Source organism: Rhodovulum iodosum (assembly GCF_041020385.1).
GTDB classification, from domain to species: Bacteria; Pseudomonadota; Alphaproteobacteria; order Rhodobacterales; family Rhodobacteraceae; genus Rhodovulum; species Rhodovulum iodosum.
In genome coordinates, this window is the sequence record NZ_JBEHHI010000003.1 from 339,084 (window position 1) to 352,874 (window position 13,791).

Annotated in this window: 12 protein-coding genes; 2 read left to right on the forward strand and 10 right to left on the reverse strand. The window is 65.1% G+C overall.

Annotated elements, in window-relative coordinates:
- Positions 1 to 117 precede the first annotated feature (117 nt).
- Complete coding sequence (locus Ga0609869_RS15615; protein ID WP_125404753.1) at positions 118 to 1,230, forward strand: polyhydroxyalkanoate depolymerase; 1,113 nt, start codon at positions 118 to 120, stop codon at positions 1,228 to 1,230.
- 18 nt (positions 1,231 to 1,248) lie between these two features.
- On the opposite strand, the gene Ga0609869_RS15620 is transcribed toward Ga0609869_RS15615, so the two are convergent.
- From Ga0609869_RS15620 to Ga0609869_RS15660, 9 genes are all read right to left on the reverse strand, one after another.
- A complete protein-coding gene (locus tag Ga0609869_RS15620; protein WP_125404752.1) occupies positions 1,249 to 2,244 on the reverse strand; it encodes a type II secretion system F family protein in 996 nt (331 codons plus the stop codon).
- 21 nt (positions 2,245 to 2,265) lie between these two features.
- A complete protein-coding gene (locus tag Ga0609869_RS15625; RefSeq protein ID WP_125404750.1) occupies positions 2,266 to 3,237 on the reverse strand; it encodes a type II secretion system F family protein in 972 nt (323 codons plus the stop codon).
- On the reverse strand, positions 3,237 to 4,637 hold the full coding sequence (locus Ga0609869_RS15630; RefSeq protein WP_211336800.1) for a TadA family conjugal transfer-associated ATPase: 1,401 nt from the start codon (positions 4,635 to 4,637) through the stop codon (positions 3,237 to 3,239). Before Ga0609869_RS15630 ends, Ga0609869_RS15625 begins: the two co-directional genes overlap by 1 nt.
- Before the next feature lie 15 nt (positions 4,638 to 4,652).
- Positions 4,653 to 5,900 carry a CpaE/TadZ family protein gene (locus Ga0609869_RS15635; RefSeq protein ID WP_170168804.1) on the reverse strand — a complete coding sequence of 416 codons (1,248 nt, stop codon included), beginning with the start codon at positions 5,898 to 5,900 and terminating at the stop codon, positions 4,653 to 4,655.
- 36 nt (positions 5,901 to 5,936) lie between these two features.
- Positions 5,937 to 6,590, reverse strand: coding sequence for a TadE/TadG family type IV pilus assembly protein (locus Ga0609869_RS15640; RefSeq protein WP_125404747.1), 654 nt, complete (start codon positions 6,588 to 6,590; stop codon positions 5,937 to 5,939).
- Positions 6,587 to 7,111 (reverse strand): TadE/TadG family type IV pilus assembly protein, encoded by a 525-nt coding sequence (locus tag Ga0609869_RS15645; RefSeq protein ID WP_170168803.1) that lies wholly within the window; start codon positions 7,109 to 7,111, stop codon positions 6,587 to 6,589. The genes Ga0609869_RS15640 and Ga0609869_RS15645 overlap by 4 nt, the downstream gene beginning before the upstream one ends.
- 5 nt (positions 7,112 to 7,116) lie before the next feature.
- The gene (locus tag Ga0609869_RS15650) at positions 7,117 to 8,706 is read right to left on the reverse strand and encodes a pilus assembly protein TadG-related protein (RefSeq protein ID WP_369022873.1); all 1,590 of its coding nucleotides are present in this window, start codon (positions 8,704 to 8,706) and stop codon (positions 7,117 to 7,119) included.
- Between the two features lie 14 nt (positions 8,707 to 8,720).
- Positions 8,721 to 9,533: a Flp pilus assembly protein CpaB gene (gene cpaB / locus Ga0609869_RS15655; RefSeq protein WP_125404741.1), complete on the reverse strand. Its 813-nt coding sequence runs from the start codon at positions 9,531 to 9,533 to the stop codon at positions 8,721 to 8,723.
- Positions 9,534 to 9,778: 245 nt separating this feature from the next.
- Positions 9,779 to 9,961, reverse strand: a complete 183-nt coding sequence (locus tag Ga0609869_RS15660) for a Flp family type IVb pilin (protein WP_125404739.1) — start codon at positions 9,959 to 9,961, stop codon at positions 9,779 to 9,781.
- A 516-nt stretch (positions 9,962 to 10,477) separates the two neighbouring features.
- On the opposite strand from Ga0609869_RS15660, the gene Ga0609869_RS15665 reads away from it, so the two are divergent.
- Entirely contained in the window at positions 10,478 to 11,353 is an 876-nt protein-coding gene (locus tag Ga0609869_RS15665) for a helix-turn-helix transcriptional regulator (RefSeq protein WP_125404738.1), read from the forward strand.
- Between the two features lie 261 nt (positions 11,354 to 11,614).
- On the opposite strand, the gene Ga0609869_RS15670 is transcribed toward Ga0609869_RS15665, so the two are convergent.
- Positions 11,615 to 13,522, reverse strand: a complete 1,908-nt coding sequence (locus Ga0609869_RS15670) for an elongation factor G (RefSeq protein WP_125404736.1) — start codon at positions 13,520 to 13,522, stop codon at positions 11,615 to 11,617.
- Positions 13,523 to 13,791: the final 269 nt, after the last annotated feature.

Consider the following 13,791-nt stretch of genomic DNA (forward strand, 5'->3'; position numbering starts at 1 on the left):
TGGGCGGATACGCCATTTCGCACCTGCAGCATAGAGGCAGCCCGTGAAATAATTATAACGCCGGTAGCGGGCTGGGGCATGCTATTGTGCGTTCTGCTACCGTTGAGGCAACGTGGGATGGACGGCGCCTATTCACGCAGCGACAGCCCGATGACGGGCAGCCGGCTCTGGGCCGGGGCCGACCAGCCTGCCCTGCGCGCGCTCGGCGTGGCGCGGATGCGTGTCGGCACCGAGGGCGCGCCCGTCGGCCGGCGCGAGGTGCGGGCGCACCCGTTCTACATCCTGTCCGAACTCACCCGGCTCGACGCGCCGCCGGCGGAACCCCTATTGATCGTGCCGCCGATCTCGGGCCAATTCGCACCGCTTTTGCGCGACATGATCGTGACGCTTCTGGCCCGGTACCGGGTCTTCGTGCTGGATTGGGTCAACGCCCGCCACGTGCCGCGCACGGCCGGCAGCTTCGGCTTCGAGGCCAATATCGCCGCCGTGCATGCGGCAATCCGCGCCATGGGGTCCGGCGGGCACGTGGTGGCGCTTTGCCAGGGGGGCGTGCCGGCGCTGGCCGCCACCGCCCGGCTGAGCGAGGCGGGCGACCCGGCGGTGCCCGCGGCGCTGGCGCTGATCGCCGCGCCCGTCGACGCCATGGCCAACCCCACGGGCCTGGTGCGGCTTTTGCGCGACCGGCCGATCAGCTGGTATCGCACGGTGCCGCTCTGGCCGGTGTCGCACCGCTATGCCGGCGCCGGGCGCATGGTCTACCCCGCCTGGATGCAACTTGCCGCGGTCAACAGCTATATCGGCCGCCGCGCCACGGGCGACGCCGAGATCGCGCGAAAGATGCGCCACGACGACGGGACCGACCCCGGCCATTTTCCGTTTCTCGACCTGTGCACCTCGGTGATGGATATCGACGGCGAGAACTATGTCGAGAACATCGCCCGGGTTTTTCACGAGCGCGCCCTGGCGCGCGGCCGGCTGTTATTCGAGGGCGCGCCGGTCCGGCCCGACGCGATGTCGGGCACCGCGCTGATGACCGTCGAGGGAGAGGTTGACGATATCGCCGCACCCGGACAGACGGCCGCCGCCCATGCGCTCTGCCCTGCCCTGCCCGCGCGGCGCCGCGGGCGCCTGGTGGTGGCGGATTGCGGTCATTTCTCGCTGTTTCACGGCGCACGCTGGCGCGACGAGATCGCGCCAGCGTTGATCGACTTTGTTCGCAATGCGGCCTGAGGCCGATCCGCGCCGCGCTCAGTAGGTTTCGAAGAACCGAATGTAGCGGATCACCGTCGGCGTCAGCGAAATCATCAGCAGCGCGGGCAGCATCAGCGTCGCCAGAACAGCGGACATCTGAACCGGCAGGCGGTTCGCCTTTTCCTGCGCTCTCAACTCGCGGCGCAGGCGCATTTCGGCGGCGTAGGTGGTCAGGGCACGCGAAACGCTGGTGCCGAATTCCATCGATTGCAGGATCACGTTGACGAAGGCTGTCACCTCTTCCACGCCCATGCGGTTGGCCATGTCGCGCAAGGCACGGTCGCGTTCCTTGCCCGCGTTGATTTCCTGCTGCGCCGCGATGAATTCCTCGGAGATTTCCGGAGAGGTTTTCGACATTTCCTGCGCCACCCGCAGCATCGCCGCGTCGAACCCGAGGCCGGCCTCCACCGCGACCTGCAACAGGTCCAGCGTGTTGGGAAACGCCTTTCTGATCGCCTTCTGTCGCTCTTCGATCCGCGATTTCAGCCACAACGAAGGGGCAAAAAAGCCGGCGGCGACCAGAACCGTCAGAATCCTCAGCGTATCGTTGCGGCCGATTTGCGATACGAACTCGGCAATGGGGGCCGGCAGATCGACCGCCGCGTTCAGCAGAAGAAAGCCGATGAACAGAAGCGGCAAGCACAGGGCCAGCACGGAACGCACGAGGAAGAAGTTCCGCACCGCGTGGTCGCCGCGTTTGCCGGCCATCGCCAGCTTGCGCGCGATGTCGGACCGACGCTCTTTCGAGACGGGTACAACGGTCTTCATCAGGCCGCTCGGTGTGCTGTCGCCCGCCCGGATCAGCTGGCCGTCGAAGCCCGCTGCCGCTTTCGCACGCGACGCGCGCATACGGCGTGTCACCGGCGAGGGTTCAGCGGTTGCGCCCGCCAATCCGTAGAAGATGATGAGAACCCCGACACCCACGCCCATCAACGCCAGCGTGTTGGGCGTCAGCTCAAAGGATTGTAGAAGTTCCACGAAATCTTCGTACATGGCGCACCCACCTTTCGGCGTTTAAAAATCGAAATTCACCAGCTTTTTCAGCATGATAAAGTTGAGAAACACGAGGGTCACGATGGCAATGGCAATCGGTAGGAACAGCGGATCGTCCTTGATATCGCCGTAGAACGAGGGCACGAGGACCGACATGATGGCATAGATCAGGACCGGCAGCGCCGACAGGATATTGGCCGACAGCCGGCCTTCCGAGGACAAGGCGCGGATCTTGCGGCGCATTGTCGATCGGTCGCGGATCACTTGCGCGAGGACCTCGAGGATCCGCGCCAGGTTGCCGCCCGTGCCGTGCTGGATACCGACGCTGACCGACAGCATCTGCACATCTTCGGTGCCGATCCTTTCAGCAAGATCGGCGAACCCTGTCGCAATGTCGTCGCCGTAGCTGACCTGGTCGAGGAGGATGCCGAACTCAGAGCCTATGGGATCGGGCATTTCCTGCGCCACGCTGGCCACGGTCGCGTTCAGCGGGTGGCCGACCCTGAGACCCCGTGCCATGAGGTCAAGCGCGTCGGGAAGCTGCTTTTCAAGCTTTTCCATGCGCTTTTTCCGGGCGTCGTAGACCAGGGCCATGGGAAAGAACAGCACAACCGCGATGGCACCCATGGCGGCCAGGCCCGGATCGACGTAGCGCGACGCGAAAATGTAGACCGGCACCGAGGACAGCAGGCAAATCGCGATGAATACCGGCGGTGAAATCGTCAGCCCGGCTTGGCTGAGCAGCTGCCGAAGGTTGCCGAAATAGGGGATCAGGCCCAAAAGGCCGCCTTGCTTGGGCGGTCGCAGGAGCTCCAGAACCTCCGCCGTGCTGGCACCCCGACGCATCGCCCTGAGGCGGCGGTTTCGCGCCGCGGCGTCGCTGGAATTATACATCAGGGCCTGGCGCAACCCCTCGAACGCCAGCAGCACGCCTACGAAAACCAGCACGTAGACGACGAACAGGATCTCCGAATTGCCGAAATACTGAAACATCACATCACCTCATCGCGCAGGAACATCTCCGGCGGGATGTCGACGCCAGCCGCCTGAAGGTCCTCGATGAATTTCGGCCGGATGCCGGTGGTGACGAAATCGCCCAGGACTTCGCCTGCTTCCGACTTGCCGCGGCGCTTGAAGACCACGATGTCCTGCATCGTAATCACGTCACCCTCCATGCCGGTGATCTCGCTCAGGCTCACCACCTTGCGCTTGCCGTCGCTGAGACGCGCCAGCTGCAGCACCACATGGATGCCCGAGGCGATCGTGGCCCGGATCGTGCGCGCGGGCAGATCGGCGCCCATCATGGTAACCATCTGTTCCAGACGGCCCATGGCATCGCGCGCGCTGTTGGCGTGGATCGTGGTCATCGAACCGTCGTGGCCGGTATTCATCGCCTGCAGCATGTCGAACGCCTCGGCGCCGCGCACCTCGCCCACGATGATGCGGTCGGGCCGCATCCGCAGCGCGTTACGCACCAGGTCGCGCTGGCTGACCGCACCGGTTCCCTCGGTGCTGGGCGGGCGGGTTTCCAGCCGCACCACGTGTTCCTGCTGAAGCTGCAGTTCGGCCGCGTCCTCGATGGTGACGATGCGCTGGCGCGGGTCGATGAACGAGGACATCGCGTTCAGCATCGTCGTCTTGCCCGAACCGGTGCCCCCCGAGATCAGAACGTTCAGCCGCGCCTCGACGAGGCCCTGCAACAGCTCGGCCGTCATCGGTGTCAGCGAGCCCTGCTCGATCAGCCGCTCCAGCGTCAGCGGATTGCGCGAGAATTTGCGGATCGACAGCGAGGGCCCGTCGATCGAACAAGGGCGAATGATGGCGTTGACCCGGCTGCCGTCCTCCAGGCGGGCGTCCACCCAGGGCTGCGATTCATCCACGCGCCGGCCGATGCGCGACACGATCTTGTCGATGATCCGCAGCAGGTGCCGCTCGTCACGAAAGCGCACAGGTGTGCGTTCCAGTACACCGAACCGTTCGACGAACACCGTCTTGTGCGAGTTGACGAGAATATCGTTCACCGTCGGGTCCGCGAGCAGCGGCTCGAGCGGGCCGAGGCCCAGCACCTCGTCGATCAGTTCGTCGACGACGCGTGCCGTCGCGTCGGCGCGCATCAGGATGCCGTCTTCCTTCAGGATGTCCGCAACCAGGCTGCCTATCTGGCGGCGCAGCTCGGATTTCTCGACCTTCTCGATCACCGACAGGTTCAGACGGTCGAGCAGCGCCTCGTGCAGGCGGTTCTTCAGATCGAGATGGTGCTGAAGCTCTTCGTCGATCGTCTCGGTCACGACGGGTTTCATCGCCGACCTGGCGACCGCGATGCCAGTCGTCTTGGACATCGCTACGACCGGGTCGTCGGAGGTATTGCCCTGCGCATTAAAATTCTTGAACATGTTCCGACGCCCTTTCTATCTTCCAATAGTATCTTGCACTTCGAGCGACTTGAGGGTCGCAGAAGCAATGTTCTTCAAAGCCTTGGCCATCGCCGATCCGCTGGAATCGATGACGACGGGCTTGCCCAGATCGACCGCACGCCGGGCGGTCTTGTGATCGTTCGGAATCCAGTGCGTCAGCTTCACACCCAGAAGCTTGGACGCCTCCTTGTGGTGCTCGGCGAGGAACAGGGGCTTGGACTCGTGATTGACGACGATCTCGACGGGCAAGTTGACGATATCTTCGCGGTAGAAATCGATGATCCGCTTTGCGTGGCGCATGCAGGGCACCGATGAATCCGTCACCACGAACATCCGCGTCGCGCGCGACAGGATCGGCGCCAGCCAGTTCACCATCGCGCGGGGCATGTCGATCACGACGTAATCGTATTCGCGCCGCAGCGAGTCGATGATCTCGGCCACCCGGTCTTCGGTCAGCGCGTCGAGCGGCACGAAATCCGCCGGCGCGGGCAGCACGTGCAGGCCCGAGGAATGTTTCACCATAACGGTCTCGGTAAGGTACGACCCGATCGACCCGCGGCTGCGGATCAGCTCGACCATCGCGCCATCGTCCTCGATGTCGAGAAAGACGTTGGCGTTTCCGTACTGCAAATCGAAATCGACGAGGGCGACGCGGTTGCGCACCTCTTTCTTTCGCAGGCCGCGACGGTCCAGCAGGCTGCAGGCCAGGTTCACCGCCAGCGTCGTCGCGCCGATACCGCCGCGCGCCTGCGCCACCGCCAGAACCTCGCCCTGCCGCCCGGCGCCGCCGTGGTACTCCGGCACCGCCAGAGCCTCGCCCTGCCGCCCGCCGCCGCCATGCGTCTCGGGCACCAACGCTTCGCGCGGCCTGTGTATCGCCCTCTGCAATTCGGCCCCGAAAGAGGCGAAGGGCAGCACTTCGTCGATGCCCATCTTGCGCAGCTTGGTGGCCTCGGCGAGGGTCAGGTCGTCGCCGGTCAACGCGATGAACCGGGTCTGGCCGGTCTGCTTGCTCAGCAGCGCCTCTATCGCGCGGATCTCTTCATGATTGGCGGGGTCGGCATCGAACACGACCACGTCGTTCTCGAAGGCAAGCGACGCGGCGTGGCCGTTCATCTGGGCAAATCCGCCCTGCTCGGTCTTGACCGAGATCGACCCGTCTTCGCTCAGCGCATCCGAGATCGCGGAGGCAACCGAAGTGTTGTCCGAGATGACAAGCACGCTCTGTCGTTTCTCAATCATGTCGCTCTCCTGTTTTCGGCTTTCCATGGCTGCCCCCTACCCGTCATTCCCAGCCGCCAGATCCTCGCCCGGCAGCGACGCGCTGAAAGACGGCATGGAGATGGGCGAGCCAAGGCTCGACGACCCGGCACCGGCCAGTTGCGCCAGCCCTCCCAGCGGCGAAACGAAATCGAATTGCATGTTTTGAAGCTCGACCGTCACCATCGGCGTGTACGGCCCACCGAGAAAGCCCAACTGGGAGTCGAAATCGTATGTGAACTGCAGGTTGGCCACGGTCGCGGTGTTCGGCAAAAGCGGGGCGACCCGGTCCCAGATCTCCTGCGCCGTGGCGTTCGTCGACGCGCCGGGGCAGCTGAACGTGCCGGGGTCCGCGCAAACCCACGAGGCGGTGCGGCAAAAGGTGCCGTAGCCGGGCGCCGTGGTGCCCGTCGGCACCGTGCCGCGGGAGTGGAACTCGGGCAAGCCGCCGCAGACCGGCGGGCGCACCGTGGCAATGCGTGCGGCCATCTGCGTCGCCTTTTGCGCCATCACCCAGTTGAACGACATCCGGCCGAAATCGATCAGCCCGAGAAACAGCAGCAGGAACAGCGACAGAACGATGGCGAATTCCACCAGGGTCGTGCCCGCGGTATCCAGCAGGGCATGGCGAAGACGGCGCCGCAGCAGGGATATGAGGGGACCGCGGGTCATTGGCCGTAAATCCTCGCCTGGTCGCTGATCGTTGTCGTCGTCGGGCCGAAGGGCGCCCCGAACAGTGTGAACGCCCCCGCCAGCGGGTGGGTGATGGTCACCGCGGCGGTCACCGTGGCGACGGGCGCCGAGCCGCCCCTGTAAGAGCCTGCAATACAGGCCAGCGTGGGCGTCACGGAATCCACGCTTACCCCGGTGCCGAAGGCCGACCGCGTCGAGCTGTAGGATTGCGAGACGATGGTCGTGAGGGTCGCGGTATAGCCCACCAGCGCCCCCGGCCCCGGCGGCGTCGGCTGGCAGATATCGCCGGGCACGACGCGGCTGAGATAGCGGGTCGCGTCCCGCACGCCCGAGATCGCGCTCTGGAAAGACCAGAAGGTGCGCGAGGCCTCGAGCATCACCGAAAAGACAAGCAGAACCAGCGGCAGGAACAGGGCGAATTCAATCAGCGCCACCCCGCCCTCGGCCCGCGCGAAGCGTGCTGCCCGTGACCGTCCGATGTTGCGTTTGAGAGCGGCCATGTCCATCACCGGTAAAGCTGCACGACATCGTGAAAAACCGAGCCCAGCCCGCCGCTGCCGGCGCCGCTGCCACCGGCAGAGCCGATGATCTCGCCCCAGATATCGACATTGGGCGGCGTGGTGCCGTCATCGCCGACCGGCTCGGTCATGAAGACCTTGTAATACTCTTCCACCGGCACGTCCGTGGCGCGGCCGTTGATCGGGTGGGAAACGCAATCGATGCCCGCCGCGATGACCATCCGCCGATCGTAATCCTGAATTTGCGGCTGGCTGCTGCAGGACCCGCGGCCGGTCTCGTCGGGGCTGTTCAACAGCGGCGTGGTCGAGGCCAGCCCGCCGGCCGCGTCGATCTCTGCCTTGTAGACCTCCCAGCGGGTCATGCCCATTTCGCCGGCAAGCGGGTCCCAGGTGCAGGCGCCGGCGGCCCAGGCGGGAATGGCGACGCCGTTGTCGACATAGTTCGTCTGGAAATAGGCGTTGCAATTATCGCTCCAGTTCCCGCTGCCGACGCGGTTGGTACAGGTGCCGGGAAAGGGGTAAAAGCAGTTGTCGCGCGGCAAACCCATGGACGTCGGCGAAGGCCGTTCGCGATTGCCGATACACGACCCTCCGCCGTTCGGGATGATCCCCTTGATGACGTTTGGCGCCGGGGCGAAATCAGCGACGTTGCGCTCGCCGGTCATCGTCGCACGGTAAAGATCGAAACGCGTGTTGAACGCCGCCGAGGTCAGGCCGTTGCCCTGGCCCGTCATCACGTCGACGCCGCGGGTGCTGTAGCACCGTGCGAGGTTGCCGTAGGCACCCATGATGCACGAGGCGATCTGCACCGCGCTGCTCAGACCGCTGCACGCGCCCTCGTCGTCGATAACCGAGGAAATGTCGTAGCCCGACCCGAGCGGCAGAAGAAACCCGAAATCGCCGGGCCCCCAGGCCCCCGCGCCGTTGCCGCCCGACCGCAGCTGGATCAGCCGTCCGACATTGTCTTCGGCCGGGAACGGAACCTCGGGCAGGCAGAACATCAGCGGGGTGACGTCGCAGGCGTATTGCGTGTAGCCCGCCACCGCCACGGCATTGACCTGCGCGTCCGCCGGCGTCGTGCCGTCCAGTAGGGCGTTGAAGGCACTGTAAAAGGTGTAGCGCACATTGCGCGTGTTCACGAGGACGCGCACGTAGCTGGCAAGCGCCGGGTCGGTGGTCGTGCTGCCGACCGCCGAAAGATCGCTGCTGGGCAGGGAGGAATGGAAGCTCAGGGTGTAGTTGGTGTCGCCGCTCAGCGCCCGAACGCCCTCGGCAAAGGTCTGGCTGTCGGAGACCAGGTTGGCCGCGGCGGCCTGGGCCCGCGTGATCGCGTCGGACTTTCCGTCCAGCTCGCCGCCGGCGGCCAGCGCCACGTGGTCGGCGTAGGATTGCAGCTCGGCCTGGGTCGATGCCATGCGGCCGAAATCGAACGACAGCGCCACGAGGCCCAGCAGGACCACCAGGCTCATCGCCCACAGTACCGCTATCGACCCCTTTGTCGAATGTGCGAACTGTGCAATTTTCGAACGCCGTTCCATCGCCCCAATCCTCACAATGTTGCAAACGCTTCGGGTCATGCCGCGATGCGTTCTCAGTTGACGTCGACGACCTCGGCCGTCGTGCCGCGGCGAATGATGATCGTCGGGCCGCGCTCGTCCTGCGGAATCGGCGATTTCTCACGCAGCAGGTCGCGCAGTTTGACCTTGTCCAGCGGCTTGTCTTCTTCGCCGTCGGAGTCGAGCGTGCGCAGCGTCAGGCTCAGCGAGCCGGCCTTTTGCGCCAGCGCCAGGATCTGGCTCTGGTCCGGCGCCACCTCGACGGTCACCGTGCGCGCGACCGAGGGCTGGTCGGTATTCTGGTCGGCCTGCTGGTCGACGCCGATCACCAGGATGTTCTGCAAAACCGTGACCGCGCTCATGTCAGAGCCTCGGCCCTGGGTCAGCACGATATCCACGCGGTCGCCCGGCGTCACGAAGCCGCCCACACCGCTGACCGCGTCGACCTTGAGGGCCATCGCGCGGCTGTTGGCGCCAAGTTTCTGGACGATCGTCACCTTTTCGCCAAAGCCCGACAGCTTGGAATCGAGCAGCACCTCGCCGGGCGCCATGGTGTATTTCGCGCGGCGCGGCGCGCCGCTACCCTGCGGCAGTACTGCGGCATAGGACGTGTGCGCACCGGGCGGCACGGCTTCTTTCGGCCATTTCTGGGTGGTCACGAGATGCGACTCGATGGCCATTCCGTAGCTGATCGGAGCGCGGGCGACCACGATATCCACGAGGTCCGGCTCTACCTTGGCGCTGGCCGTGTTCGACTGTGTATCGGACAGGAAATCCTGTGCAAAGAAGACCGAGCCCCCGGCGATTGCGATTCCGATGAGCATCATCAACAGAGACCTGAAGCGCATGGTGAATTCCTCTCAGGTTCTAGTCGCACTGGGCGCCTTGCAGGCCCCCGGCCCAAACAGCCGGGCACGGCCAAGACGACACGTACCACCCCCGTCACAACGGGCATACTTGCGAACGTTCCGGTGTCCCGAAATATCGGGACAACCCTTTTTGTGAAGGCCGCGTAGCGTCTACGCGGACAATGTCCCGGGTATTTGAGGGAACGGCTGCAAGAGCCGCTCCCTCCAAGAAGCAGAGACCAATATCAGGTGCCGGTCATCTGATCGGCGGCGTCGGTCATCTGGGTCTGCACCGCAGTGGCCAGGTTGGTCAGCAGCGTGCCACCGACCGCGATGGCGAGGATGAGCGCGATGCCATATTCCACCAGGGTGGCGCCGGATTCGGAACGGCGGAATTTCTTGAGTGCTTTGGAAAGATCGATACGCATGGTCTTACTCCTTGTTAACCAGTTTCGCGCGTTTGTCGGGCTGTTCGTCCGCTTGCCCGCAGCGACACCGGATGTCGCCCGGTATCGACCCCATTTTACGCCTCGGCCGTATCGGCCCGCATCCATCAAACCAACGAGGATTTCACCCCTGGGTTGCGCAAAATCTTGCCGACTTCTTCCCCCGCGCGTTTTTGCCGCGTTTTTGGCGAGCGGCATGTCGAACGCGAATCGCCCCGGCCGACTCGTTACCCTTTGGATTTAAGCAGAAATAAGGCGAAACTCCGGCGATTGTTGCCACGCCCGGCAACAACGCGACACCACGCCATGTGTTGCACTGCAGAAACCTGGCCGAGGGTTTTCAGTGAGAATTCATGGGCTTGGCGTCAGAGCGTCCGGAAAGGGGGAAAAATTCGGCCTTGCAGGAGGTGAGTCGTGATTTGTTCACAGACCGGAATGTGGCAATAATCTGGCTCTCGGGGCCCACAACTGGCCACATTTGGAAAGCGTAGCAAAACGATGATTAGTGACCGAAAATTTTTCGATGACCTCGGCACCGGGCCGCGATTTCAGGCGGCCGACCTGGCCCGCAGTATAGATGCCGTCACCGCCTGGGTGGGCGCGCTGCATAACCAAGGCGCCTTCGAGGATTCCCTCGCCCGGCTCGCCGGTGCGCTGCACAGCGAAATCGGCCAGTTGGTACGTTATGGCAAGGGCAACGACAAGCCGCGGCTTATTTCTCAGGGCGCGCTGCACCGCGACGGCGTGCACGCCACCGCACCGCATTTCGCCCAGACATTGCTCGGCGATCAGTTGTTCAAGGCGCGCCCCGGCTCGATCTGGCTTTTGTCCGAGCTGCGCCAGGACCTGCTGATCGACACCGCGCTCACCGACTGGCTGGAGTCGCGCAAACTGACCGAGGTCGTGGTGGTCGTGCTCAACGTAAACGTGCGCCATTGCGACGTGCTGGAACTGTGCGCCGACCGCGCCCCGAGCGTCGAGGACGCCACCTTGCTGAAAATCGTCGCGCCCAACCTGGCCTCCAGCTGGCGGCAGCGCCAACCCGGCATCGCCACGCGCGAGATAGGGCGCAAGCACGCGCGCAACCGGACACAGCGCGACGCGATAGAGGTCTGCGCCATCCTAGACATGTCCAACCCCTATGATCTCAGCCGGTCGGAATACCGCATTTGCACCCTGGTCATGCAGGGGATGAACACCGGCGACATTTCAAGCGAACTCGGCATCAGCGAGTCCACCGCGCGGTCGCACCTGCACTCGATCTACGGCAAGACCGGGACGACGGGCATCGTGGGGCTGATGCACCGCCTGATGCAGAGCGGGCCGTCCGCATCGGCGATCACAACCGGCAACGTCAAACGGCTGGGCGCCTGACCGCGGTTCTTCAGCCGTACTTCGCGGCGGGACGATAACAAGGCGCCAGCCGCAGCCGGATCAACGTCGCGCTACGGGCGGCGCCGGGCATCGGCGGCTAGGACCGCCACATCGCTTCGACCGACCGATATTTTCAGGAAACGCGCCCGGCCTCGGCCCCCGCGTTGATGATCGGGGCGCCCACATGGAGCGCCCCGTATCATCTTTGCCAAATGGGTTTCCCGCCGCCGGCCCGCGAACAGCACGGGCCTTGACCAGGCTTCAATGCGCCGGCGCGGCCTCGCGCAATTCCTCGTAATGGTCCAGCTCGGCGGTGAACCAGGCGGTGCCGCGCGTCGCGCCGCCCAGGGTGCGGAAAAGCTCGGGCTCGGCCGATTTCGGCAAGAGCGTGCGGAACACGTCCCAGCCGGCATGGTCGGGATGCGTCTCAAAGCCCAGAACCTGGCCCTTCAGCCCGCTGATCACGGGCACCAGCCCCCCGGCAAACACCGAGGGCACGTGGATTTCGACCCGCATGATCGGCTGCAAGAGCAACGGCCGGGCCTCGGCCAGCGCCTCGCGGACGGCGTTCTTGCCAGCGGTGCGAAAGGCGAAATCCGAGCTGTCGACCGCGTGGTGCTTGCCATCCTTGAGCACCACCGCGACATCGACCACCGGGTATCCGTTCGGCCCCTCCTTGAGCGCGTCCTGCGCCCCGGCCTCGACCGCGGGGATATAGTTGCGCGGCACCGCGCCGCCCTTGACCTCTTCGGAAAAGGCAAAGCCCGCGCCGCGCTCTCGCGGGGCGACGGCGATCAGCACATCGGCGAATTGCCCGGCCCCGCCCGATTGCTTGCGGTGGCGGTGGTGCTTTTCGACCGGCTTCGAGATCGTCTCGTATAGCGTGGCGGGTACCTCTTCGGTGACGACCTCGATTCCCACCCAATCGGCCAGCTTGTCGATCACCCGGCGCAGGTGCAAAGGCCCCTGGGTCGACAGGATCGCGTGCCCGCTATTCTCGTCCTGGTCGATGCCCAGTCCGGGGTCGATCTCGGTCAGCCGTGCCAGCGCCGTGGACAGGCGCGTTTCATCCTTTTCGTGGACGGGCGAGACCATCCAGCGGTGCACCGGCACGTGGGGCTGCGCCCAGCCCGGCATATCTGCCGCGCCGTCGGACGCGTAAAGGCTGCCGAGGGTCAGGTGGTCGGTCTTGACCGTCAGCCCGATTTCGCCCGGGTTCAACGACTGGATCTGGGTGCGGGCGTCGATCTCGGTGAGGTTGCCGACCGAGGTGCCGCACAGCGGCGCGCCCGCGGCCAGCCCGTCGTCCAGCGCGCGTACAAGCACGGTCTTGCCCAGATGCTTGACCTGATCGGCCATGCATCCCACCGCCAGCACCGCGTCGCCGCCGGGCAGGCGGGCCTTGACCTCGTCTACGCCGGGCACCTCGTGGCGCAGGGTCTTCATCAGCCGCAGAATGCCGTTACCGTGCGAGGCCGCACCCAGAAGCGCCGGCACCAGGTCGTGATGCTGCAACACCTTGGTCGCCACGTCGTAGACCTCGCCGGTCATCGGGCGCTGGTCCTCGATCAACTGTTCCAAGAGCGCGTCGTCGAAATCGGCCAGCTGTTCCAGAAGCTCGGCGCGCGCCTCCTGCTCGCGGTCGCGCATCCCCTCGGGTAGTTCCACCAGCGAAGACCGCGTGCCCTCGTGATATTCCCAGGCGCGCTCGGAAATCAGGTCGACCGCGCCGACGATCTGATCGCCCTGGCGCATCGGCACCTGCCGCAGAACGATGCCGTGGGCGCAATAGGTCTGCAGCGCCGAGACGATATCGCTGATGCGGTCGGCCGCGGTATCGATGCGGTTGACGAAGATCAGCACGGGCAATCCTGCCTCTTCCAGCACACGCAGGTAGGGCGCGCTCAGCACCGCCGCGTCGGTCTCGGGCGGAACGCACAGCACGGCCGCATCGCTGGCGGCCAGCACCGGGCCCGCCTCGGCGATGTTTTCCATGCCGCCGGGGATGTCGAAGGCCGCCCAGGGCTCGTCCATGAAATCGAAAACGGTCGCCGTCGCGCCTCCGAAGAAGTCGAGCTTGCGGGGCTTGCCCCCGTCGAGCCCGGCCAGTGCTTCCACCAGCGTCGTCTTCCCCGAATGCGACGGCCCGAGTACAGTAAAGACCCGCATCAGCCCCTCCTTCTTGGCACGGCGCACAGCTGGCGCGCCTTGGGCAGCCGGGCCGAACGGAGGTGTCTTTCCGCACCGAGGGCCGGCCCGGCCACGGCCCGCGCCCTGTCGGGCGATGCCTGCGAAAAGCTCCGTCATTGCGTCACGTTAAGTGTTCGCGCGCGCCACAGGCGGCGTCAAGGCAAACCGCCGGGCGAAACGCCACAAGCCGGGATACCGGCGGCCCCTGCGCACGGTATCGAAGCGGGCGCGGACGTCGCTCGACCGCC